Raw genomic sequence first — 23337 nt, forward strand, 5'->3', positions numbered from 1 at the left:
AAACGGAGGCCCCTTATGTCCAGAAAACACCCTATCATTTCTGTTACCGGTTCCTCTGGTGCCGGAACAACGACAGTCAAGCGAACCTTTGACCAGATTTTCCGCCGCGAAAACCTGAAAGCCGTTTCAATCGAAGGCGACGCGTTTCACCGGTACGACCGCGCGGCAATGAAGGCTGAACTGGCCAAGCGGCTGGAGCAAGGGGATTCCACCTTTAGTCATTTCAGCTTTGACGCCAATGAGCTGGAAGAGCTGGAGCGCGTTTTTCGTGAATACGGAGAAACCGGTACGGGGCGCACCCGGCATTATGTTCATGATGACGAAGAGGCCGAGAAATACGGTGTCGCCCCAGGTGAGTTCACCGCCTGGGCCCCGTTCGAGGACAAATCCGACTTGTTGTTCTACGAAGGCCTGCATGGTGCAGTCGTGAACGATCAGGTTGATCTGGCAGCACTGGCCGATCTGAAGATTGGCGTGGTCCCGGTGATCAATCTGGAATGGACCCAGAAAATTCATCGCGACAAAACCAGCCGGGGCTATTCGACCGAGGCGGTCACGGATGTCATCCTGCGCCGTATGCATGATTATGTGCATTGCATCTGTCCGCAATTCACCCAGACCGACATCAACTTTCAGCGGGTGCCTGTCGTGGACACGTCGAACCCGTTCATCGCGCGCTGGATCCCTACTGCCGACGAAAGCCTTGTGGTGATCCGTTTCGCCAATCCGCGCGGAATAGACTTCCCCTATCTGATGTCGATGATCCACGACAGTTGGATGACCCGGGCCAACTCGTTGGTCATTCCGGGCGGCAAGATGGATCTGGCGATGCAGTTGATCTTCACGCCGATGATCCACCGCCTGATCCACGAAGCTCAACGCGCCTGAGGGGACAGCCATGACAGCTCATACTAAACTGATATCGCACGAAACGCAGATGGCGAGCGCATTGCGCATTCTGGCCATGGACGCGATCGAGCAAGCCAATTCCGGGCACCCCGGTGCCCCGATGGGATTGGCTGACGTGGCCACCGTTCTGTTCAACCGCTTCGTGAATATTGACCCCGCCAACCACGACTGGCCAGATCGGGACAGGTTCGTCCTGAGCGCCGGGCACGGTTCGATGCTGGTCTACGCCATCAATCACCTGCTGGGTTATGATGATATGGATGCCGATCAACTGCGCAATTTCCGCCAGTTGGGGTATCGCACGGCGGGTCACCCCGAATACGGCCACGCCAAAGGCATTGAGACTACGACGGGACCTCTGGGTCAGGGGGTGGCTACGGCTGTTGGCATGGCGTTGGCCGAACGGATGCAAAATGCACGGTTCGGGGATGAGCTGGTTGATCACTTCACCTATGTTCTGGCCGGGGATGGCTGTCTGATGGAAGGCGTAAGCCATGAAGCCATCGACCTTGCGGGTCATCTGGGGCTGGGGCGTCTGATCCTGTGCTGGGATGACAACGGCATCACAATTGACGGCGGCACGGATCTGTCCACCTCGACCGATCAAGTCAAGCGGTTCGAAGCGGCCGGCTGGCATGTGCTGTCGGTTGACGGGCATGACAACGAGGCCATAGCCAGCGCCATTCACGCGGCGCAGGCCGAGACCGAACGCCCTTCTCTGATTGCCTGCAAAACGACCATTGGCAAAGGGGCCCCGAACAAGGCCGGTAGCCACAAGGTTCACGGTGCCCCCCTGGGGACCGACGAGATCGCGGCGACCCGTGCAGCGCTTGGCTGGACCGCCCCGCCTTTCGAGATTCCGCCCGAAGTTGCCAACGCCTGGCTGGCCGTAGCCCAGCGTGGGGCCAAGATGCGAACGGATTGGCTAAATCGCAAAGCGATGCACCCCAAGTCCAAGGAATTTGACCAATCGCTTGCACCCGCCGAAGATTATCCTCTGGCGCGTGCCATCGCCGCCCACAAGTCAAGCTTGTCCAGTGAACGGCCCAAGCTGGCGACGCGCAAGGCATCTGAAATGGCGCTGGAAGTGGTCAACGCTGTCCTGCCCAACTCGGTCGGCGGGTCCGCAGACCTGACCGGATCGAACAATACCAAAACAAGTGAAATGCGTCCCGTGACCCGCAGCGACTATGACGGGGATTATATCCACTACGGCATTCGTGAACACGGTATGGCGGCTGCTATGAACGGGATCGCCTTGCATGGCGGATTCTTTACCTATGGCGGCACATTTCTGGCTTTTGCCGACTATTGCCGCCCCGCAATCCGCCTGTCTGCGCTGATGCAGGTGCCGGTCGCCTATGTGATGACGCATGACTCGATCGGGTTGGGCGAAGATGGCCCCACCCACCAACCGGTAGAAACCATCGCCTCTTTGCGGGCCATTCCGAACCTGACTGTAATTCGCCCGGCGGACGGGGTCGAAACCGCCGAGGCTTGGGAAATTGCGGCAACAGCCACGAAGACGCCGACCTTGCTCTGCCTGTCGCGGCAAGGGCTGCCGACGGTTCGCACAGTCCATAACCCGGCGAACCTGGCGGCCCGCGGAGCTTACGTCCTGCGCGAACCCGATGCGCCGCGTGATGTGACCCTGATTGCAACTGGTTCCGAGGTGGAGATCGCCCTGAACGCCGCCGATCTTCTGGCCAAACAGGGGATACAAGCCGCTGTTGTTTCAGCCCCCAGCTTCGATCTGTTTGAGGCGCAGCCCGTCCAGTATCAGACCGAAGTTCTTGGTACCGGACCTCGTGTCGGAGTCGAAGCCGCCGTGTCGCAGGGTTGGCACAAGTGGCTGGGGCACAACAGCGCCTTTGTCGGAATGACAGGGTTCGGTGCTTCGGCACCCGCACCCGCGCTGTACCAGCATTTCAATATCACAGCCGACGCTGTCGCCAAAGCCGCAGCGGGCCTTCTGGAAAAAGACTGAAGGAGTTCAAATGTCTGTAAAAGTTGCAATAAACGGGTTTGGCCGAATTGGTCGCAATGTCCTGCGTGGTATTCAGGAATCTGGTCGTAACGACATCGAAGTTGTCGCGATCAACGATCTGGGCCCCGTTGATATGAACGCCCACCTTCTTCGCTATGACAGTGTGCATGGCAGATTCCCCGGTGAAATCAAAGCAACCGACAGCTCGATCGACGTGGGAACCGGGCCAATTGAAGTGACGGCTATACGGGATCCAAAAGACCTGCCTTGGCAGGGGGTGGATGTCGCATTGGAATGTACCGGTATCTTCACCAACCGCGACGGTGCAGCGAAACATCTCGAAAATGGCTCAAAACGCGTGTTGGTTTCTGCCCCGGCCAGTGGTGCTGACAACACCATCGTGTATGGCGTAAACCACAAAACACTGCGGTCGGCGGACACGGTCGTATCAAACGCGTCCTGCACGACCAACTGCCTCAGCCCTGTGGCTCAGGTATTGAACGACGCCATTGGAATCCGACGCGGATTCATGACCACGGTTCACTCCTATACAGGCGATCAGCCCTCGCTGGATGTCATGCGCAAGGATTTCTACCGTGCCCGTGCGGCCTCGCTCAGTATGGTTCCGACATCAACAGGTGCAGCCAAAGCCGTAGGCTTGGTTCTGCCGGAACTGAACGGCAAACTTGATGGCGTCGCCATTCGGGTTCCCACGCCCAACGTGTCCGTAGTCGATCTGGTATTTGAGGCCGAACGTGACACCACGGTAGACGAGGTCAACAACGCGATCCGCGCCGCCGCAGACGGTCCGCTTATGGGAGTACTGGGCTATACGGACGATCCGAATGTTTCGATGGATTTCAACCATGATCCGCATTCCTCGATCTTCCATATGGACCAGACCAAGGTGATGGACGGGAACATGGTCCGCATTCTGAGTTGGTATGACAATGAATGGGGGTTCTCGAACCGGATGGCCGACACTGCACTGGCTATGGGCAGGTTGATCTGATGCAAATGCCCCGGATCACTGACATGGACGTGGCGGGCAAACGCCTGCTGGTTCGGGCGGACCTGAACGTGCCCGTCGAAGACAGGCGGGTGACGGATACCACGCGCATAGACCGTTTTGCGGCTGGCATGAAACCCCTGCTGGACAAAGGTGCGCGCCTCGTTGTGATGACCCATTTCGGTCGACCCACGCCGAACGAGTTGGATCCGGCCTTCTCGGTCGACAAATTGCGCCCGGATCTGTCTGCGGCTCTTGGTGTGTCGGTCAAGTTCTCGGACGTCTGTGTCGGTACATCCGCCCGCATCCACAGCGAGCAATTGCAGAATGGCGAGGTAATGCTGTGCGAGAACCTGCGTTACAACGCCGGAGAGACCCAGAATGATCCAAAATTCGCGTCCGAGCTGGCAGAATTGGGAGACATCTATGTTAACGATGCGTTTTCCTGTTCGCATCGCGCACATGCCTCTACAGATGCAATCGCACGGATCATGCCGTCGGCGGCGGGGCCTTTGCTGGTCGAAGAAATCGACGCACTAGGGTCGGCTCTGGAAGCACCGGGATCCCCTGCGGTTGCCATCGTTGGCGGGGCCAAGGTTTCAACCAAGATACCAGTTCTGAAAAATCTGGTGAGCAAGCTGGACGCGGTGATCATCGGGGGCGGAATGGCCAACACATTCCTGTTTGCCCAAGGCTTTCCAATGGGGAAATCGCTATACGAGGCCGATCAGGTCGAAACCGTGAAAGACATTCGCGCCCAAGCTGCAAAATCCGGGTGTCAGTTGGTTCTGCCAATCGACAGTGCCTGTGCCAGACAATTTGCCAAACGCGCAGAGCGTAATGTGTACGCTGCACAGGATTGCCCTGACGACATGATGATTTTGGATGCGGGCCCAGACTCGGTCGAGGAATTTTCTCGTATCCTGACCTCCGCCCGGACGATCCTGTGGAACGGTCCGCTGGGCGCCTTTGAAATCCCGCCTTTCGATGCGGCTACCGTTGCGCTTGCAAAAGTGGCGGCTGAGGCCACCAGCAATGGCACGGCTATCTCAGTCGCCGGCGGGGGCGACACGGTCGCGGCGCTGAATGCAGCCGGGGTCACCGAACAATTCACCTATGTCTCCTCTGCCGGAGGAGCGTTTCTGGAATGGCTGGAGGGCAAGACGCTCCCCGGTATCGCGGCCCTGATGCGGGCCGGTCAAGCCGCCTGAGGAGGAACCGACATGGCACTTATAACCCTGCGCCAGCTTTTGGATCACGCCGCCGAACACGGCTATGGCGTGCCAGCGTTCAATATCAACAACATGGAACAGGGGCTGGCAATCATGAACGCCGCCCGTGCCGTGGACAGCCCGGTGATCCTGCAAGCCAGCCGGGGGGCACGGTCCTACGCGGGCGACATCATGCTGCGCCATATGGTTCTGGCCCTGGCCGAGATGTATCCCGACAACCCCATCTGCCTGCATCAAGACCACGGCAACAACGAACAGACCTGCCTGTCGGCCATTCGACACGGGTTTACCTCGGTGATGATGGACGGTTCGCTTGAGGCAGATATGAAAACCCCGGCCTCCTATGACTATAACGTCAACATCACCAAGGCGGTCTCGGAAATGGCCCATTGGGTCGGCGCTTCGGTCGAGGGTGAGCTGGGAGTTCTGGGTTCACTTGAAACGGGTGAGGCCGCAAAAGAGGACGGGTCAGGTGCCGAAGGCAAACTGTCGATGGAAGACCTTTTGACCGACCCCGATCAGGCCGCGGATTTTGTTGCCAAGACCAAGGTGGATGCGCTGGCAATTGCCTGTGGAACATCGCACGGGGCCTACAAGTTTTCGCGCAAGCCGGATGGAGAGATTCTGGCGATGGACCGTATTGCCGAAATTCATGCGCGTATTCCCGACGTGCACCTTGTGATGCACGGGTCCTCTTCGGTGCCGCAAGAGCTGCAGGATTTGATCAACGCCCATGGCGGCGACATGCCGCAAACCTATGGTGTCCCGGTGGAAGAGATCGAAAAAGGGATCAAATCCGGTGTCCGCAAGGTGAATATCGACACCGACTGCCGGATGGCGATGACCGGTCAGTTCCGCAAGATCGCAGCCGAAAACCCGACGCAGTTCGATCCGCGCAAATTCCTGGTCCCTGCGATCAAAGAGATGGAAGACCTGTGCCGCGACCGGTTCGAACGCTTTGGAACTGCGGGGCAAGCATCCAAGATCAAGACCATTGCACTGGACGATATGGCGGCCCGCTATGCGTCCGGCGCGCTGGACCCGGCCACAAAAACCGCCGCCGCCGCATGACTGCCCGACGTCAAATCGCGGCGGGCAACTGGAAGATGCACGGCTGTGGCGCGGATCTGGTTGAACTGGCCGAAATTGCCAGCGCCGCAAAGCCACTTTCCGGCATCGTGACTTTGCTGTGCCTACCTGCCACCTTGCTCGACCGCGCCCGCGGCCGGGGGGTGGAGTTGGGGGGCGAGGACTGCCACGCGCAGCCCTCTGGCGCGCATACCGGAGATATCTCGGCCCAAATGCTGCGCGACGCCGGGGCGGACTTTGTTATTGTTGGTCACTCAGAACGGCGCTGTGATCACGGCGAGTCTGATACAGATGTTGCAGCCAAGGCCATGGCTGCGTGGGACTCGGGCCTGATCGCAATCATCTGCATTGGCGAAACCGAGGAACAATACCGTGCAGGTCGCACCGAACAGGTGCTTGCTGCACAAATCACAGGTTCGGTTCCCGACGGTGCAACCCCCGAAAACACAGTCATTGCATATGAACCTGTTTGGGCCATCGGAACCGGCCTGACGCCAGATCCTGAAGATATCCAAAAAACCCATGCCGCCATTCGGGCGACTCTGGCAACCCAGCACGCGATGGGGGGCAAAATGTCGATCCTGTATGGCGGATCGGTGAAGCCCGACAATGCAAAAGTGATCTTTGCCTCTCCGGACGTGGATGGTGGGCTAGTCGGTGGGGCATCGCTGAAGGCTGCTGACTTTGTTCCGATCATGCAGGCGCTGAATGCCAGCAAAGGAGGGAACCAATGAGTTTCAACCGTTCCGTGAAAATCGCCCCCTCGATCCTGTCCGCCGATTTTGCCGATTTCGGGCGTGAGATTCAGGCGATCGAGGCCCAAGGCGCGGATTGGCTGCATGTGGATGTGATGGACAACCACTTTGTGCCGAACCTGACATTTGGTCCACCAGCGGTCAAAGCGTTCCGTAAACATGTAAAGACAGTAATGGATGTGCATCTTATGATTGCACCCGTCGACCCGTCCATCGAAGCCTATGCAGAGGCCGGGGCCGACATCCTAACCGCGCATGTCGAGGCCAGCCCGCATCTTCACCGCACGTTGCAAGCCATTCGTGCAAACGGAATGAAAGCGGGCGTTGCCTTGAACCCCGCAACCCCGGCCGAGGCGGTGTCTCATGTTCTGGACCTGTGCGATCTGGTTTGCGTGATGACCGTGAACCCCGGTTTTGGCGGTCAGAAGTTCATCGACATGACGGCCAAGATCAGAACCCTGCGGCAGATGATTGGCGACCGTGAGGTCCATATCGAAATCGACGGCGGCGTTGACCCAGAGACCGCCCCTTTGGTGCGGCAGGCCGGTGCGGATGTGTTGGTTGCAGGTTCAGCCGTGTTTCGGGGCGGGTCGGTTGACGCACCCGACGCCTATGGCCGCAACATCTCGGCCATCCGGTCGGCCGCCAGTGATTGAGGGACGAGCACATGGCTGAAACAACCCCGGTTTGCGATTTCGGACACCCTGCCCCGGACTTTTCCTTACCTGCAACAGATGGCAGGACTGTCACTCTTGCGGATGTGGCCGGGGAAAATGGCACCTTGATCATGTTCATCTGCAACCACTGCCCTTACGTGCTGGCTGTGCTGGACCGTATCATGCGCGACGCGCGCGATCTGCAGAAGCTTGGGATCGGTGTGGCAGCCATTTCCGCAAACGATGTCGAAGCCTATCCCGCCGACAGTTTCGACAACATGCGCAAGATGGCCGAGACCCAGGGATTTCCGTTTCCCTATCTCTATGACGAAAACCAAGACGTTGCCCGCGCATATGGGGCAGTCTGCACCCCTGACTTCTTTGGCTATGACGCGTCACGCGGGCTGCAATACCGGGGGCGGCTTGACGCGTCTGGTCGGCAAGAAGGCCCAAGCGACCTAAGGCGGGACCTGTTTCAAGCCATGAAACAAGTCGCTGAAACCGGCAGGGGGCCAACCGATCAGGTGCCCTCGATCGGATGTTCGATAAAATGGAAGGTAAAGTAACATGGCCCGGATCGTCTTTGATCTTGATGGCACGCTGATCGACAGCGCGCTGGATTTGCACAACATCGCATGCGATGTCATGTCCGAAGAAGGGCACCCGCCAATTACCGTTGATCAGGCGCGGTCTTTCATCGGGCATGGTGTTGATGTCTTTGTCACAAAACTCAGGTCGGCGCGCCGGATACCTGACGCGGATCACGACCGGATACTGGCCAAATTCAAAGAACGCTATCAGGATGCGGTTCATTTGACGCTGATTTATCCGGGCGTCAAACAGGCGCTGGATGCGCTAGTTCAAGCAGGGCACAACCTGGGAATTTGCACCAACAAGCCAATGGTCCCCTGCATGGCCGTCTTGAAGCATCTTGATCTTGAAAAGTACTTTCAGGTCGTGCGCGCCGGGGACAGCCTGCCCGTACACAAACCCGATCCAGCTCCACTGTATTCGGCCTACTCAGACTTACCTCCGGGGCCTGAGATTTTTGTTGGCGACAGCGAGGTTGATGCCGAGACCGCAATGCGTGCGAAGGTTCCGTTTTTGCTGTTCACCGAAGGATACCGCAAGAAACCGGTCGGGTTGATTCCGCACACCCAATCCTTTTCTCACCACGATGGCCTGCCGGATCTTGTGGACGCACTATTGGCCGACTCCGAAAACGCCCGCTCGGCCTGAGCCACCCACAGTCGATTCACCCCTTTGACCGCTAAAGTCAATTTTCGGCGGTCAAAGGGGTGCGTTTTCTCGTCAATTTTATTTCAAACTTTTAGGCACATGTTTCAAATTTTGGCCGTTTCCCGCCGAAATTCCTTTTGTGATGCAATAATCTGCGCTCGCTGACCCAATCTGAGCACGAAACTTACACACCCCTTCACAAATCAGCGAAGCTCATACTCGGTCAGGTACCGCCTGTGGCATAAACGAGGACAAGGCCAGCCCGAAATGGTGCAGCCAACGCTTGCCCAACAAGCGCGAGCGGTTCGAATAAGAGATATGTTTATTGACAGCGGCTAAGGACGAAAAAATGGCTCTGGACCAAATGCAAGGCACTCCGCGGTCCTCAAAGGATATTCGCGGAGTACCGGTTTCTTATGGCGACGCATCGGCCATCGAGGGGTTGGAACGGGCGATTGAACAATCCCTGTCCTTCCGCGGAGACGCAATTGCCAGCATTGAAGCGATTTTGGCCGAGCATCCCCGCTTTGTCATGGGGTGGCTGTTCAAGGCAGGGTGGCTGACACAGTCCATGGAAACGCGCGTGTATCCGCAATTCATCGAAGCGATCACGCGCGCAGAGCAACTATCAGGCCAGGCCAACACACGCGAGCAGGGTCACCTGGCGGCGGTCAAAGCCTGGGCGGCCGGTGACTTTTTTGGGGCTGTACAGAAGTGGGAGGCCGTTCTGACGCAATACCCCAAAGATCTGTTTGCGCTGGGTCTGATCCACTATACCATGGTTTTGCTGGGCGATGTCCCGGGGCAGCGCGACGTGGTCGCCCGTGTCTTCAACCTGTGGGATCCCGATATTCCGGGCTATGAGTTTGTTCTGGGCTTCTACGCTTTTGGGTTGGAAGAAAACCGCGACTTTACCCATGCCGAAGATCTGGCGCGGCAGGCATTGGATATCCGGCCTGACAACCCCTATGCAGTTCACGCGGTAAGCCACGTCATGGAGATGCGGGGGCGGCAGTCCTGTGGTATCAAATTCATGAAAGACCGCGCCGACGTCTGGGGCACGTCTAATTTCGCAAACCACCTGTGGTGGCACACATCGCTCTATCATCTCGATCTGGAGCAATATGATCAGGTCTACGATATTTTTGATCATCATCTGGATTCCCGCCGGAAGGATGGCAACAAATACGAAGAGCTGGATGCGGCAGCCCTGCTATGGCGCATGAATCTGGCCGGTCAGGATTCGGGCGACCGCTGGGTGCATCTGGCCAACAAATGGGAACCGGCGGCCCAGGACACGCTTTATGCATTCAACGATGTGCACGCGATGATGACATTTGCGTCTGACGACCGGGTAGAGGCACAAGACCTGTTGATCCACGCCAACAAACGCTATCTCGAAAGTGCCTCGGACGCGAATGCTGCAATGAGCCGCGAAATCGGAATGCCTTTTTGCATGGCAATTCAGGACTTTAAGCGCGAAAATTATGCCGCTTGCGTCGAACGCCTGTTGCCGGTCCGTTATATGACCCACCGCTTGGGCGGCAGCTTTGCCCAGCGGGATATCATCGGCTGGACCTTGCTTGAAGCCGCCTTGCGCGACAAACGCTATGATCTGGCGTTAGGTTTGGCCAATGAACGTGCCGGATTAAAGCCAACGTCTGTTCAAAACTGGCGGGCTGTCGCGCGCGCGTTGAAAGGACTGGGCGATAACAGCGGGGCAGCTCGGGCCACGTCAAAGGCCGACGCGCTTGCCTCGGCCTGACAAGCGGGCAGACCCCTGCCCCTGATCTATCTGGGCAGGAAATTACCTTCCATTTCACAAATCTCGTCCCAGATTGTTTTCGCGGCGGGTGAGTCCGGTATATTGAGTGGCTGAATAAGATGCCAATGCCGGTGCAGCGGCAGACCGTTCAGGTTCAGGCTGACCAGACGCCCGGTTTTCAGCTCTTCCATAACCGTATGCTTGGACAGCATCGCAATACCCAGCCCTGCAATCACGGCCTGTTTGATGGTTTCGTTACCCCCCATAACCGAAACCCGATAGCTTTGCCCTGCTCCGATGTCGTCCAGATAGCGCGCCATCAGCATCCGGGTGCCCGACCCCTCTTCTCGGGCGATGAATGTTTCCTGCAAAAGCGCCTCGGACGACACAGCGCTTAACCCCGCCAAAGGATGTTCGGGGTTCGCGATCAGGATATAAGGATGCGACCCGATCATCGCCGATACAAGTTTGGGCGATTTCGGGGGTCGGCCCATGATTGCCAAATGCAAGGCTTTGGCATCCAGCATGGCAAGAATCTGTTCCCGGTTTCCGATGGCCAGGTCGATCTCAATATCTGGATGTCTGGCGTTCAGATCGGCGACGAGTGAAGGCGCAAAATACTTTCCCGTGCTGATGACACCCAGCCGAATATGGCCCTTTTTTCCTTCTCGCAAAGCCTCGATATCACGCATACTCTTCTCAAGTTCAGAATTAATGCGCGCCGCAGCGGCCACGAGAATTTGGCCTGCTTCGGTGGCTTTCATCGGGCCGGAACCGTTGCGTATAATAAGCGGTGTATCGACGATTTCTTCGAGGTTTTTCAATTGTGTATGTACAGCAGGGGACGTCAGGTTCAGCTCTTGTGACGCACCCGAAAAGGATCCATGGCGACTGACCGCGCTCAGCGCCAGAAGTGAACGCAAGTTCTGATATCTCCGGATCATCTTTAACATAGGTTAACTCTCGTTTCCTATATTTAAATACCATTAACGGAAGGAAACATAAATACTCTTCTTAAGCTATCAACGCTGGCAGAGGAGAATCGCTTATGTCACAGCTCACTTCTATTAACGACGTGGACGTCTCAGGCCGCCGTCTGCTGGTGCGCGCGGATCTGAATGTGCCGATGCAGAATGGTCAAATCACTGACATGACCCGGATCAACAGGTTTGCTGAGGGAATGAGGCCCTTGTTGCAAAAGGGGGCCAAGCTGGTTGTGCTGACGCACCGGGGGCGTCCTGACCGGCCATTCGAGCAATCCTTGTCCAACGAGAAAATCAGGAAAGCTCTATCCGATGCCCTGCAAGCCCCCGTGTTATTTTCGGCCTATTCGACCGGCCCCTCTAGCGAGAGTTTTGCAAGCCGCCTGAGCGAAGGGCAGGTTCTGCTCTGCGAGAATGTACGGTTCTTGAAGGGTGAGACCAGTAATGACCTCGAAGTGGCGGCCGGCCTAGCCCGCTTGGGTGAAATCTATGTCAACGATGCTTTCTCGAGCGCCCATCGCGCCCATGCATCGACCGAGGGTGTCACACGATTCCTGCCATCTTTTGCAGGGCCCTTGATGCTCGACGAAGTTGACGCCCTGTCGCAAACGCTTGATGCCCCTGATCAGCCTGCCGTTGCGGTGATCGGTGCGGACAGATTTTCCAGCAAGGCGCCAATTCTTTTGAACCTGGCCGGAAAACTGGACAAGCTGATTATCGGCGGACAGATTGCAAATACGTTTCTATATGCAAGCGGGACGCCAATCGGTCGGTCCCAATTCGAACCTGATCAGTTGGACGCCGTTTCCGAAATTCGCGCCCGGGCCGAAGAATCGGGCTGTAAGATTTTACTGCCCATTGATCTAGTCGTCTCACAAGATAACGGAAAAAGCACAGCGATCGTTGACCGCACCGCCTGCCCTCAGGATGCGACCATTCTGGATGTGGGCCCCAAAACGGTCGAGCGTTTCAAGGCCGCGCTGGGTTCTGCCCGCGCGATCCTCTGGAATGGCCCCTTTGGACGCATGGAGAATGAAACCCCTGCTGTCGGGCTGGCCCAAGAAGCCGCACGGATCACACGTATGGGCAAGTCCATCACGGTCGCTGGTGGGCGCGACGCAGTGCGCGCCTTGAATCAGGCTGGTGTCTCTGATGACTTTTCCTTTGTCTCGACTGCACGAGGGGCATTTCTGGAATGCCTCAGTGGCAGGAACCTGCCGGGCATTGCCGCGCTTAAAGGCACACAGTGCGCATCATGACTTTACGAGCACTAATTTTTGACGTGGATGGGACACTGGCGGAAACCGAAGTGGTCCACCGGATCGCCTATAATATCGCCTTCGCCGAGGCCGGCTTGGACTGGTATTGGACCAAGGACGCTTTCATCAAGATCCTGCGCAACGCAGGCGCAAAAGAGCAGATGCGCGCCTATGCCAAACAGGTGGGCACTCCGCTTTCGGAAAAGGAAATCATTAGTCTTCACGACTGCAAAATGTACACCTATCGCGAACTGCTAAAAGAAAGCGGGCGCCTGCAACTCAGGGAAGGCGTCCGCGATCTGATTTCGCGCGCGCGCCACAAAGGGTTGAAAATTGGCATTGCGACAGCATCGCACAGAATGAATGTCGAGTCGCTTTGCCAAGCCTGTTGGGGCAAGTCCGCTGACCGTATTTTTAACGTCGTTGCAACCGGCGAAGAGGTTCAAGCCAAGAAACCGTCCCCTGACGTGTACCAGTTGGCGCTGAATCGTTTGGCCGTGCATCCCGACGAAGCAATAGCCATTGAAGATAGTCAGAATGGTCTGCGGGCTGGTTTGGATGCTGGTTTACGGGTGTTGGTCACGCCGTCAGATTTTACGCGGGCCGATGACTTTTCCAACGCGACCTGGGTCCGCGATAACCTGGCCCTGGATACACTTCCCAACGCATTGTTCGAAGCGCTCAAGGATGAAGCAACGCCAGCCCTGGCGCAAATGGCAAGGTAGTATGTCGTTAAGTCAGGCACTCGCGCTGATCGGTTCCGCCGGTGTTTCGGCCACCGCGCCAAATTGGCTGGAAGCAGGACGTGCTTGGTCGGCATCAACCATTTGACTGAAACTGCGCGCGATACATTTCTGGTCGCTTGATCGGGTCATCGCAGAAATCACATCGCCCGCAGTCCTACGGGAAGATATGCAAGTCAGCTCAAAAGGATCAACGTTGCCGAAGTAAGCAATCTCACGCGAAGCCAAGGGCATTCTGGCACCCAGTTCAGGATATTCATACCGTTTGAACAGTTGCGAGAAATTGGCGAAATACATGAATTTCGCTGCGTTAAAATCGACAGCCGGATTTACAAGATGCTGGCTGGACTGAACCAGTTCTCGATCGTCATGCGCGCGCAACTGCCGGAACCTCTGGCGCGTCTCTTCCAATTCGGCCTCGCCAAATGGTTTCGATTGAAACGTCATCGAGGTTTTGCCGAACCGGGTGTTGCTTCGCGTATGAGACGTTGAAAGGGTCGACATCATCCGTGCCGTTGCAACCAATCCCGAGCCCGCCATGGAATAGGTGGTTTCCGTTACGAAAAAGGGGGGCTTCAACGCGCAGGGATGGCAGACAACCGATATTTCGTCGTCCTCAGACACCTCGACCTCTCTGTTATATTTCAAAGAGGTATAGATGAAGCTGGCGTAGATGCGGTGCCCGTCAGCGGAAACCCATTCGGATGGGCGTTTCGCAGTTAGCGTTGCGATCCATTTCCAGTGCAGATTACCTGCATGGGTCAGACAGAAATGTTCCGACAGGCCGAAAATATCCAGATGAGGCATTCCGGCGTGAAAGCTATCATGGGTGGCTAACATGGTGTTGCCTCCTGAGATCGGAGTTACTCTGCTGGCGTTTTTAGCTTTTCGTACAAGGACAGGGCGGAACACGCGCCACACTTGGCGCAGCCAGCGGCCATGTCCTCGGACTTGATGCCGCTTTCCCGCAGCATCTTGCCAATGGGCATCAGGATTTCGTGCATGAAGCCGGCTGAGGGGGTCGGATGGCTTTCCATCGGCGTGCCAGAAATCGGAACAAACGGCACCACAAATGGGTAGACGCCGATATCAATCAGGCGCTCGCTCATGTTGATGATCTGTTCTTTGGTGTCACCAAGGCCTGCAAGGATATAGGTGGACACCTCGCCGCGGCCAAAAACCTCGACCGCGGCCTCAAACGCTTCAAAGTACCGGTCGATGGATACTTGCGCCTTGCCCGGCATTACCTCGGCACGCACCTCGTCGCTGACGGCTTCAAGATGCATTCCTAGTGAATCAATGCCCGCATCTTTCATCCGCTGGAACCAGTCATCCGTGTCGGGCGGCTCGCACTGGCCCTGAATGGGCAGATCAACGCGCGCTTTTACACCTTCGGCGCTTTCAACCAGAAGACTGGCGCCCCGATCCTTGGTCGGAGGGGTGCCGGTGGTCATGATCATCTGGGTAATGCCATCCAGCTCGACCGCGGCCTTGGCGACCTCACCCAACTGTTCGGGGGTTTTGCGCTCGATGGTCCGTCCCGCTGCCAGAGATTGTCCGATCGAGCAGAACTTGCAGGTCTTGGTCCGGCTTTGATACCGGATACAGGTTTGCAGGATTGTCGTCGCCAGAACGTCCTTACTGTGCAGGGCTGCAATGTGCGAATAAGGGACGCCATCGGCTGTGCTGAGATCATAAAATTTTGGGCGAAACGGGAATTTCACGCGACCAACATCGACGCCGTCGCGACGGACCCGGCTGTTACCTTCGGCATCCGGAGCGTCGACCACATAGGGGCTGCTGAAGGCCGGGGCGGTATGAACCGGGATCATGACCGTCTTGTCGTTGATCGTCAAAGCAGTGTGATCCGACGGGCCCGCGCCGCCCCTGCGGCTTTCGCCACTGTTTTTCGGATCCACAAGGCGCACACCGTTGGACTGCAGCTCATTGATAAGCTCTTCCCCGCTCATCGGGCGCGCAGTTGAGGCGGATTTGGGTTGATCGAAAGTCTGTGCGACGCTCATTTCTGGTTCCTCCCGGTCGTCAACAGGCCGGCCGTTGTGGTTTCTGGGCCAACCTTAGGGACCTGCTGCGCCATTGAGGTTGGCAACATTCACTCCCAAGCAAAACGCCGGCCGATCCTGCCGGATATTGGCATTGTGTGCTACCAATGCGTGATGCATTTCCGGAAACTAAGGCAATCAATTCACCCTGTCAATGTTGTAGTATAGGAAATATTTTTTCGGATAGATGCATTGATAGACAGCCATTTTTTAAGGCAAACACGCTTAATAAGTGATATCTGACGGAATTATTACGAAATTCTTGACTGCAATGACGTATACAATATACAGTCAATTCACGAAACAACTGGATTAGAATCATACATGGAAAACTGGGTCCCGATGCTTGCCGATGATGGAAACCCTCGTTACATGGCGCTTGCAAACGCCATCGCCGAGGACATCCAAACCGGACGTTTGTCCGTCGGAGACCGGTTGCCGCCGCAGCGAGAATTGGCCGACAGGCTTTCGATTCATTTTACCACCGTCGCCCGCGGCTATGTCGAAGCCAACGCGCGCGGTTTGATCGAATCCAAGGTTGGCCGGGGAACGTTTGTCAGCAAGCAAACCCGCAGTGAGGCACACGTGTTTCCTGATCGCCCTGCGGATGCATCCATGAACCTCCCGCCCGAGCCGCATGACGCCGAACTGGCCCGTAAGATGCGCACCGGCGCGCAATACGTGGCCGAAGATATCGTTTCGTTACTGCGGTATCAGGGAGCGGCGGGTAACGATGCCGACAAGCAGGCGGCCCTGACGTGGCTCAACCGCAGGTCGATGTCACCCAAGCAGGACCGATTGCTGATCGTGCCCGGCGCGCAGGCGGCATTGGATGGCATACTTCGCGTCACGACAAAGCCTGGCGAAACGATCCTGTGCGAAAATATCACCTATCCTGGCATTCGATCTCTGGCGGCCCAACACCGTTTGAAACTTGTTGGCCTTGCGATGGACCAACACGGAATAGAACCGCAGGCGTTTCAGGATGCCTGCGAAATGCACAAGCCAAAAGCGCTGTACCTGAACCCAACGCTGCAAAACCCCACCACGCTGACAATACCGATTGAACGCCGTCACGAATTGGCCGCCATCGCGCGGCAGTACAATGTGCCGATTCTCGAAGACGACGCCTATGGCCTGATACCCGCACGAGGTCAGCAACCGGCCCCGTTTGCCTCTATCGTGCCGGAACTGACCTGGCATATCGCCGGGCTGTCAAAATGTATCGGCGCGGGCTTACGGGTCGCTTATGTCATTGCACCTGATGCCCGAAGCGCCTGGCCGCTGCTGTCGGCGATGCGGGCATCCGTTGTCATGGCCTCACCCCTTACGGTGGCGATCGTGACCAAGTGGATCGAAGACGGCACCGCAACCAGCATATTGCGCGCCGTTCGGACAGAAACGATCGAGCGCAACAAGCTGGCCCGCCATATTTTGCCCGAAGGCACGTTCCGAAGTGACCCGCTGTGTTTCAGCATCTGGCTGGAGCTGCCTCAACCCTGGAACAGAACTGCCTTTGTGGAACATATGCGCGCCCAAAACATCGGCGTTGTCGCCAGCGATGCCTTCGTCGTTGACCGTGCCGCGCCCGAAGCCGTCAGGATGTGCCTGGGCGGCCCCGCGACACGCGGTCAGATCGAGGCCGCACTTGGATTTGCAGCACATGCATTGACGGAATCCCCGGCTCTGACCTCGGCGTTCTTATGACAGGCGGAAGCGCCCCGGCCCTATTCGCCGCGCAACGCCACCCAGATCAGTTCGGCCTCATCCTCGCTGATGTTTTTCCATTTGTGCGGAATCTCACCGCTAAAATGCAGGGAATCGCCTGTCTTCAAGTGATACTCGGTATTGCCAACCTGAAACTCGACCTCGCCGGACAGAACATACACAAGTTCTTCGCCGGAATGGCGCAACAGCTTACGTCCGCTGTTGGCGTCAGGCTTCATGACTGCAACCGCAGCAGCGGCGCGGAATTGTTGATACGGGCCAGTGATACCTTCAAGGTTCAGACCCTTATGCGGCGTAAAAACGATCGAGCGATCGTCGCCCTTGGTGTGCAACACCGGCTCAGGCAGGTCGTCGCCATCTTCGATGAAATAGTTCACCGAGACGCCCAAAGCGTTGCTGAGTTTCAACAACGTCGTAATCGTCGGCACCATATCGCTGCGCTCGATCTTGTGAATCGCAGGGCCGGACACGTCACTCTTGGAGGACAGCTTTTGCAAGGACATCCCTTGCTCACTACGCAGAGCAAGCAGCTTTTGCCCCACCCGGCTTACGATTTTTTCAACATCGTCCGCCTTGTTCGCAGGATGAACAGATTGGCTGGTGGCCTGTTTTTTAGTTTGTTTTTGCACCGAAATCTCCGGATCAGATTACCAAATCAATATAGCGGGTCGAACTCTACCGACGCCGCGCCGCCTTTAGCAACACGCCAACCAGACCGGTCCGCTTGTGATCCGCATAATTCGCGCGCCTTAAAAGGCCCGATAACTATACGTAACACTTCCCGTAACTTCCGAGATACAACATGATACAGGAAACCAAAAGTCTAAACGACCAGCTTGGCAGTATTGTCGAGGCTGTCCGCGCTTATGCGGGTGTCACCGGAAAAAAGGCCATCAATGGGGCCAGCCGATTTGTAAAGCCGGATGATCCAATTCACGGCCCCGGCGATGATGGAGCGGTTGTCGATGTCGACGGCAAGCATGTCATCGGATGCGGTGAGGCGATCCTGCCAGCTTTTTATCAGCATGATCCTTACGGGGCCGGCATCGCCGCAGTTCTGGCGAATGTCAACGATGTAGCCGCGATGGGCGGCGTTCCAAAAGGAATCGTCAATACGGTTGTCGGTCCTAAGGAAACAACCGACATCGCGCTGCAAGGGCTTCAGGATGCGGCCAAAATGTATGATGTGCCCATCATCGGGGGGCACCTGACCCAAAACGCAGACACCTATGCATTGTCGGCATTTGCCCTTGGCCATGCGGAAAGGGTCTTGTCCATGGCACATGTGCAGCCCGGCATGGCGCTTTTGTTTGTTGGTTGCCTGAATGGGCATATGAGAGAGGACTTTCCATTCTTCACCTCCCTGGACACTCAGGGCCCGACCCTTGCGCGCGACGTAAGGCTGCTTGCCAAGGTTGCTGCGTCAGGCGCTGCGTTGGCAGCCAAGGACGTTTCAATGGCCGGGTCGCTAGGGTCGTTGGCGATGTTGCTGGAGTATTCGCGCTGCGGTGCGCAACTGGATATGGCCAAACATCCGATGCCCGAAGGCGTTGACCCTGCCCGTTGGCTGATCTCATTCCCGACCTACGCCTTTTGGCTGGCCACCGAACATGATCGCATCAGCGAATGTGTCGAACTGTTTGAAGCGCATGATCTGGCCTGCACCCATGTCGGGGATACCACAGCCAGCCCTGAGATTGTCTTGAACCATTCCGGCAGCAGCATGACCCTTATGGATCTCAGCAAAGAAAGCGTCACCGGATTGTGGGACTAGCGTTCTAGCCGGTTGGACACAGGGGGGTCTGTTGGTCGCGTGACAACCATTCGACCGACAGCCCGTCCGGCCGACCCGGCCAGTCCAGCGGCGGCGCCGTGGTCAGATCGAACAACATGGGCTGATGCGGAATGCCGAATGAAATGGTTTGCTCACCATCGCAGGTCCAGCCCAACCGCTGAAAGAAATTGACGTTGGCAAGCTGAACGCTGGCTTCCATCTCGAACCCACCCCGTGCAGCAGCCGTTGCTGTGGCAAATCGGACAAGATGCGCGCCTACGATCGTGCGATGCCGCTGCAAAACGGCCAGTCGATCACCTTTCCACCTGCCCGATGTGTTCACCGGATACAGACGCACAGCCCCCGCGCATTCATCCTTTCTTGCAGCCAAGGCGTGAACCACATCAGGATTGTCATCATGTTCGTCCACGTCAGTAAGGGTCAAAACGCCTTGCTCAAGCACAAACACACGATGGCGGATCGCATAGTGCGCAGCCAGATCATCGCCGCGCTCGGCCGCCCAGACCGGAATACGTTTCTTTTTCATCGCGGGCACTCCCATCTGAACCCAAGCGGTGGTCAAAACACGAATCCCGACCACCAAAGCCACCATGGGCCGGTGCGCGACCTTACCACATTCATCAGCTTTCGTCTACAATAGTAGACAAATCCCGAACCAATTGCCCTTGCTGGAGTTCACGCCCATTCGGTACTTACCTTGTGGCGCAAACCAGTCCGTGCTGCGGTTAATTCGGGCACCGACTCATACTCGGCCCAATCTGCTAAACCCGGCTCGGCATCGACCAATTGACCGGAATTCTGGTCCAGCCGAATGACAGAAAGTGAAAACAGAATCCCCGCGCCCGAAGGCCCGGGCTGAGTGATTGTCACAATGGCAAGGCCGGAACTTAGGTGCATTTCGGTGCAGCCATACGGATCGAGAAGACCATGCGAAAGATCCCCGGTTTCGTTCAGAATGACCCATTCTTCTGCGGCTTGGCGTGCGTTGGAAATCGCGGATGTGAACTTAGATGCCTGTTTTTCTTCAAAAATACGTCGCTCTCGCATCGCAAACGCCGCGCCGGAAATTTTTCCATGCGGCAACGAATCCGCTCCAATCCCCAACGCTTGCGCCGCCCGAAGGTAGATCGATTCGGCCTTGGGCCAGGCTTTCACCAATGCTTCGGGCGTGTCGAATTCTGTCAGCATGTCCGACATTGATCGTATAGCAGTGACAATTTTCTTGTACTGTTCGGGGTCCATAGCTGAGATGGAAAACAACTGCCTTTCGCATTCTGTCCAGTATTGACGCGGATGATCTGCGCTTGGAGCCTGCATAGTCATTTCCTCCTTTTAGCGGCGGAAAAACACTCAGGTGAAACCAGCCACATCACATTTATCTTGTGTCGGATACGATATGGTGTTAATTATCCGAAAGTCTAATTCACTTTAATACACTCCGACGGCGAATGCCAGCTTTCTGTGCCCCGCCGGAGCGTTTTGGGAAGAATGAAACGATGGGAGGACGTCGTGAGTAAAACAGCGGTCGTAGCGCTGGGGGGCAACGCCCTGACCCAGGAAGGTCAGGACGGAACCCAGGAAGAGCAATATGCCAACGCAATAGCAATGGCCAAATCCGTGCGGTCCCTGCTGCGGCAGGGCTGGAAGATCATCATTGTTCATGGAAATGGTCCGCAAGTTGGAAACCTGGCAATTCAGCATGAAGAAGGTGCCAAGCTTGTTCCGGCGCAACCCTTGTTTGCCCTTGGCGCAATGACACAGGGCGCGTTAGGCAGCCTCATTTCCCTTGCCATGCACGAAATCTGTGGCGAAGAATGCTCTGGCATCGTTTCAGTGGTGACGCATGTGGTTGTCGACCCGAACGATCCCGCTTTTGAAAATCCAACCAAACCCATCGGCCCCTTCTTTTCCGAGGCTGAGTCGAAAGAGTTCTCTGCCAATCGCGGATGGTCCATGATACAGGATTCCGGTCGCGGATACCGTCGTGTCGTACCATCGCCCGAACCGAAAGCCACGCTGGAGGCAAACGCAATCGCGCAGCTGACTGAGGCGGGCAATATCGTGGTCGCAGCAGGCGGCGGCGGTATTCCGGTCATGCAGGACGGCGGCATTTACAAAGGCGTCGATGCGGTCGTCGACAAGGATTTTGCAGCCGAACGGATAGCTGATGCCGCAAATGCTGATGCTCTGGTCATGGTAACAGGTGTGCCTACGGTCATGCTGGACTTTGGAAAACCCACCCAGCGCGCAGTAGAAAACCTGACGGTTTCCGAGGCACGACAGCATCTGGAAGACGGTCAATTTCCCCCCGGCAGTATGGGCCCCAAGATGGAAGCCGCTATGAAGTTTGTGAATGGCGATGATTCAAACCCAAATCGCCTGGCCGCGATTACCACGCCGGAACTTGTGTATGGCACGCTGGCAGAAACCTCTGGCGGTGTGGTCGAAGGTGGGGTGGGAACCTGCATCACGACGGATGAAGCCATTGCCGATCGCTCGAACAAGGAAGTTGCCTAATGCCCAGTCTCGTATCCGTCCACCAAAACTCATATAAAGACAGCGTAAAACTTCTTGAAGCAACGCGCGCTCTGCTCAGTGCCGATGGCGTGCAGTGGGGTTGGGCGTTCATGGCGACCCCGGCAAATGTCGAAACAGCCGCACAAGAAGGTGCCTCAGACGGTCTGGAAAATGCCGGGGCCAACGACCTCGTGCTTGCCGTCCGCGCCGATGACGATGACGCGGCCAAGGCCGCACTTGAAACCGCGTCGGGCATCCTGTTCGAGGCCACCAGTGCTGCTGATGGGGATGAAGAAAAGATTGCCCCTGATCTGGCCTCGGCGGTTAAGGAACAGGCCGATTCCAATCTGGCGATTGTCTCAGTGCCCGGTGCCTACGCCACGCTTGAGGCGCACAAGGCGCTCAGTGCCGGTTTGAATGTGCTTCTGTTCAGCGACAATGTCCCGTTGGAAGATGAAGTTGCCCTGAAGAAGCGTGCGCAGGAACTTGGACTGCTGGTCATGGGGCCGGGTGCCGGAACCGCGATGCTTGGCGGTACTGGGCTGGCCTTCGCCAACCGTGTCAACAAAGGATCTGTCGGAGTTTTGTCTGCCGCAGGCACCGGCGCGCAAGAGGTCATGAGCCTGTTGGATCGCTGGGGCATCGGCGTATCCCATGTGATCGGTCTTGGTGGCAGGGACTTGTCGCCCGAGGTCGGGGGTCTGATGGCACAATCAGCCATCAAGGCACTGGACGCCGATCCGGACACTAAAACGATATTGCTGGTCTCAAAGCCCCCGTCAAAGGATGTGGCCGAGATGTTGGTGAACCTGCCCAAGAAACCGATGGTCGCGGCCTATATTGGCCTGCAGGATAAAATCCCGGCACCGCTTCACATTAAGGTCTGCAACACTCTGGAACAGGGCGTGCGCGATACCCTGCCCTTCCATGGAGTGACGCCACCAGAAATCGTAGGCGATCTGCCCGCACGTCTGGACAAGACCATAGATGGAATGGATGCCGGACGCACCCGCCTGTCCGGTCTCTATAGCGGTGGCACGCTGTGTTACGAGGCGATGACAATCGCGACCCAGCGTATTGGTCCGATCCACTCCAATATCCCGCTGAACAAAAGCTGGACACTGGACTCAGCCGCGCCTGACGCGCATGTCTTTTTGGACCTTGGTGAAGAAGAATACACCGATGGCCGTCCGCACCCCATGATCGACACCGAGGCCCGGATCGAATTCATGCGCAAACAGATTGGCGACACTTCGCTTGCGGCGGTTCTTCTGGACGTCGTTATTGGTGACGGAGCCCATGATGATCCCGCCAGCGTTCTGGCCCCCGTTGCCGGCGAAATCGTTGCCTCTGGCGTTCCAGTCGTCGTATATGTCTTGGGCACCGACAGCGATCCGCAAGCTTTTGACAGGCAACGGAAAACATTCGAAGACGCCGGCTGTATCGTCACGGAAACCGCAGCCCGTGCGGCATTGGCGGCATGTGCGCTGGTCCAACGGGATTCGTCCATCGTATCCGAAGATTTGGCCACGCCTCTTCAAACAACCAACACCGAACACCCGGCCTTTGCCAACCTGGGTGCATCGGGATGATCTGAACCAAAAACGG

22 protein-coding genes are annotated in these 23337 nt (G+C 56.8%); 16 read left to right on the forward strand and 6 right to left on the reverse strand.

Annotation, left to right across the window (positions count from 1 at the left end):
* Positions 1–15 precede the first annotated feature (15 nt).
* The 10 genes from RUESEDTHA_RS18340 (at position 16) to RUESEDTHA_RS18385 (ending at position 10641) form a co-directional block, all read left to right on the forward strand.
* On the forward strand, positions 16–888 hold the full coding sequence (locus RUESEDTHA_RS18340) for a phosphoribulokinase (RefSeq protein ID WP_180888115.1): 873 nt from the start codon (positions 16–18) through the stop codon (positions 886–888).
* A 10-nt stretch (positions 889–898) separates the two neighbouring features.
* Positions 899–2896 (forward strand): transketolase, encoded by a 1998-nt coding sequence (tkt, locus tag RUESEDTHA_RS18345; RefSeq protein WP_180888116.1) that lies wholly within the window; start codon positions 899–901, stop codon positions 2894–2896.
* Positions 2897–2906: 10 nt separating this feature from the next.
* Complete coding sequence (gene gap, locus RUESEDTHA_RS18350; RefSeq protein ID WP_180888117.1) at positions 2907–3908, forward strand: type I glyceraldehyde-3-phosphate dehydrogenase; 1002 nt, start codon at positions 2907–2909, stop codon at positions 3906–3908.
* A complete protein-coding gene (gene pgk / locus RUESEDTHA_RS18355; protein ID WP_370456816.1) occupies positions 3851–5116 on the forward strand; it encodes a phosphoglycerate kinase in 1266 nt (421 codons plus the stop codon). The genes gap and pgk (RUESEDTHA_RS18355) overlap by 58 nt, the downstream gene beginning before the upstream one ends.
* A 12-nt stretch (positions 5117–5128) precedes the next feature.
* Positions 5129–6208: a class II fructose-bisphosphate aldolase gene (gene fba, locus RUESEDTHA_RS18360; RefSeq protein WP_180888118.1), complete on the forward strand. Its 1080-nt coding sequence runs from the start codon at positions 5129–5131 to the stop codon at positions 6206–6208.
* A complete protein-coding gene (gene tpiA / locus RUESEDTHA_RS18365; RefSeq protein WP_180888119.1) occupies positions 6205–6960 on the forward strand; it encodes a triose-phosphate isomerase in 756 nt (251 codons plus the stop codon). The genes fba and tpiA overlap by 4 nt, the downstream gene beginning before the upstream one ends.
* Complete coding sequence (gene rpe, locus RUESEDTHA_RS18370) at positions 6957–7637, forward strand: ribulose-phosphate 3-epimerase (protein ID WP_180888120.1); 681 nt, start codon at positions 6957–6959, stop codon at positions 7635–7637. The genes tpiA and rpe overlap by 4 nt, the downstream gene beginning before the upstream one ends.
* Positions 7638–7648: 11 nt before the next feature.
* Positions 7649–8203, forward strand: coding sequence for a thioredoxin family protein (locus tag RUESEDTHA_RS18375; RefSeq protein WP_180888121.1), 555 nt, complete (start codon positions 7649–7651; stop codon positions 8201–8203).
* A 1-nt stretch (position 8204) separates the two neighbouring features.
* On the forward strand, positions 8205–8876 hold the full coding sequence (locus RUESEDTHA_RS18380) for an HAD-IA family hydrolase (RefSeq protein ID WP_180888122.1): 672 nt from the start codon (positions 8205–8207) through the stop codon (positions 8874–8876).
* 349 nt (positions 8877–9225) lie between these two features.
* Positions 9226–10641, forward strand: coding sequence for a tetratricopeptide repeat protein (locus RUESEDTHA_RS18385; protein WP_219635888.1), 1416 nt, complete (start codon positions 9226–9228; stop codon positions 10639–10641).
* 26 nt (positions 10642–10667) lie between these two features.
* Here the strand turns inward: RUESEDTHA_RS18385 and RUESEDTHA_RS18390 are convergent, their stop codons facing one another.
* Positions 10668–11564: a LysR family transcriptional regulator gene (locus RUESEDTHA_RS18390; protein WP_255431818.1), complete on the reverse strand. Its 897-nt coding sequence runs from the start codon at positions 11562–11564 to the stop codon at positions 10668–10670.
* 125 nt (positions 11565–11689) lie between these two features.
* Between RUESEDTHA_RS18390 and pgk (RUESEDTHA_RS18395) the strand changes: the two genes are divergently transcribed.
* On the forward strand, positions 11690–12883 hold the full coding sequence (pgk, locus tag RUESEDTHA_RS18395) for a phosphoglycerate kinase (protein WP_180888123.1): 1194 nt from the start codon (positions 11690–11692) through the stop codon (positions 12881–12883).
* Entirely contained in the window at positions 12880–13608 is a 729-nt protein-coding gene (locus RUESEDTHA_RS18400; RefSeq protein WP_180888124.1) for an HAD-IA family hydrolase, read from the forward strand. Before pgk (RUESEDTHA_RS18395) ends, RUESEDTHA_RS18400 begins: the two co-directional genes overlap by 4 nt.
* Before the next feature lie 12 nt (positions 13609–13620).
* Here the strand turns inward: RUESEDTHA_RS18400 and RUESEDTHA_RS18405 are convergent, their stop codons facing one another.
* Entirely contained in the window at positions 13621–14466 is an 846-nt protein-coding gene (locus RUESEDTHA_RS18405; RefSeq protein ID WP_180888125.1) for an LnmK family bifunctional acyltransferase/decarboxylase, read from the reverse strand.
* Positions 14467–14489: 23 nt separating this feature from the next.
* Positions 14490–15650, reverse strand: coding sequence for an MSMEG_0568 family radical SAM protein (locus RUESEDTHA_RS18410; RefSeq protein WP_255431819.1), 1161 nt, complete (start codon positions 15648–15650; stop codon positions 14490–14492).
* A gap of 363 nt (positions 15651–16013) precedes the next feature.
* Here RUESEDTHA_RS18410 and RUESEDTHA_RS18415 point away from each other — a divergent pair, with 363 nt between their 5' ends.
* A complete protein-coding gene (locus RUESEDTHA_RS18415; RefSeq protein WP_180888126.1) occupies positions 16014–17396 on the forward strand; it encodes a PLP-dependent aminotransferase family protein in 1383 nt (460 codons plus the stop codon).
* 20 nt (positions 17397–17416) lie between these two features.
* Here RUESEDTHA_RS18415 and RUESEDTHA_RS18420 read toward each other — a convergent pair whose 3' ends face one another.
* A complete protein-coding gene (locus RUESEDTHA_RS18420; protein WP_180888127.1) occupies positions 17417–18046 on the reverse strand; it encodes a helix-turn-helix domain-containing protein in 630 nt (209 codons plus the stop codon).
* A gap of 173 nt (positions 18047–18219) precedes the next feature.
* Here RUESEDTHA_RS18420 and RUESEDTHA_RS18425 point away from each other — a divergent pair, with 173 nt between their 5' ends.
* Positions 18220–19191, forward strand: coding sequence for an AIR synthase related protein (locus tag RUESEDTHA_RS18425; protein WP_180888128.1), 972 nt, complete (start codon positions 18220–18222; stop codon positions 19189–19191).
* Positions 19192–19195: 4 nt separating this feature from the next.
* Here RUESEDTHA_RS18425 and RUESEDTHA_RS18430 read toward each other — a convergent pair whose 3' ends face one another.
* Together RUESEDTHA_RS18430 and RUESEDTHA_RS18435 are read right to left on the reverse strand one after the other, a co-directional pair.
* Positions 19196–19738: an MSMEG_0567/Sll0786 family nitrogen starvation N-acetyltransferase gene (locus RUESEDTHA_RS18430; protein WP_180888129.1), complete on the reverse strand. Its 543-nt coding sequence runs from the start codon at positions 19736–19738 to the stop codon at positions 19196–19198.
* Between the two features lie 149 nt (positions 19739–19887).
* Entirely contained in the window at positions 19888–20529 is a 642-nt protein-coding gene (locus tag RUESEDTHA_RS18435; protein ID WP_180888130.1) for a hypothetical protein, read from the reverse strand.
* Positions 20530–20721: 192 nt separating this feature from the next.
* Here RUESEDTHA_RS18435 and RUESEDTHA_RS18440 point away from each other — a divergent pair, with 192 nt between their 5' ends.
* Both RUESEDTHA_RS18440 and RUESEDTHA_RS18445 read left to right on the forward strand, forming a co-directional pair.
* Positions 20722–21729, forward strand: a complete 1008-nt coding sequence (locus tag RUESEDTHA_RS18440) for a carbamate kinase (RefSeq protein ID WP_180888131.1) — start codon at positions 20722–20724, stop codon at positions 21727–21729.
* Entirely contained in the window at positions 21729–23321 is a 1593-nt protein-coding gene (locus RUESEDTHA_RS18445; RefSeq protein WP_180888132.1) for a protein FdrA, read from the forward strand. The genes RUESEDTHA_RS18440 and RUESEDTHA_RS18445 overlap by 1 nt, the downstream gene beginning before the upstream one ends.
* Positions 23322–23337 lie beyond the last annotated feature (16 nt).

This window comes from Ruegeria sp. THAF57, from assembly GCF_903914075.1.
Taxonomy (GTDB): domain Bacteria; phylum Pseudomonadota; class Alphaproteobacteria; order Rhodobacterales; family Rhodobacteraceae; genus Ruegeria.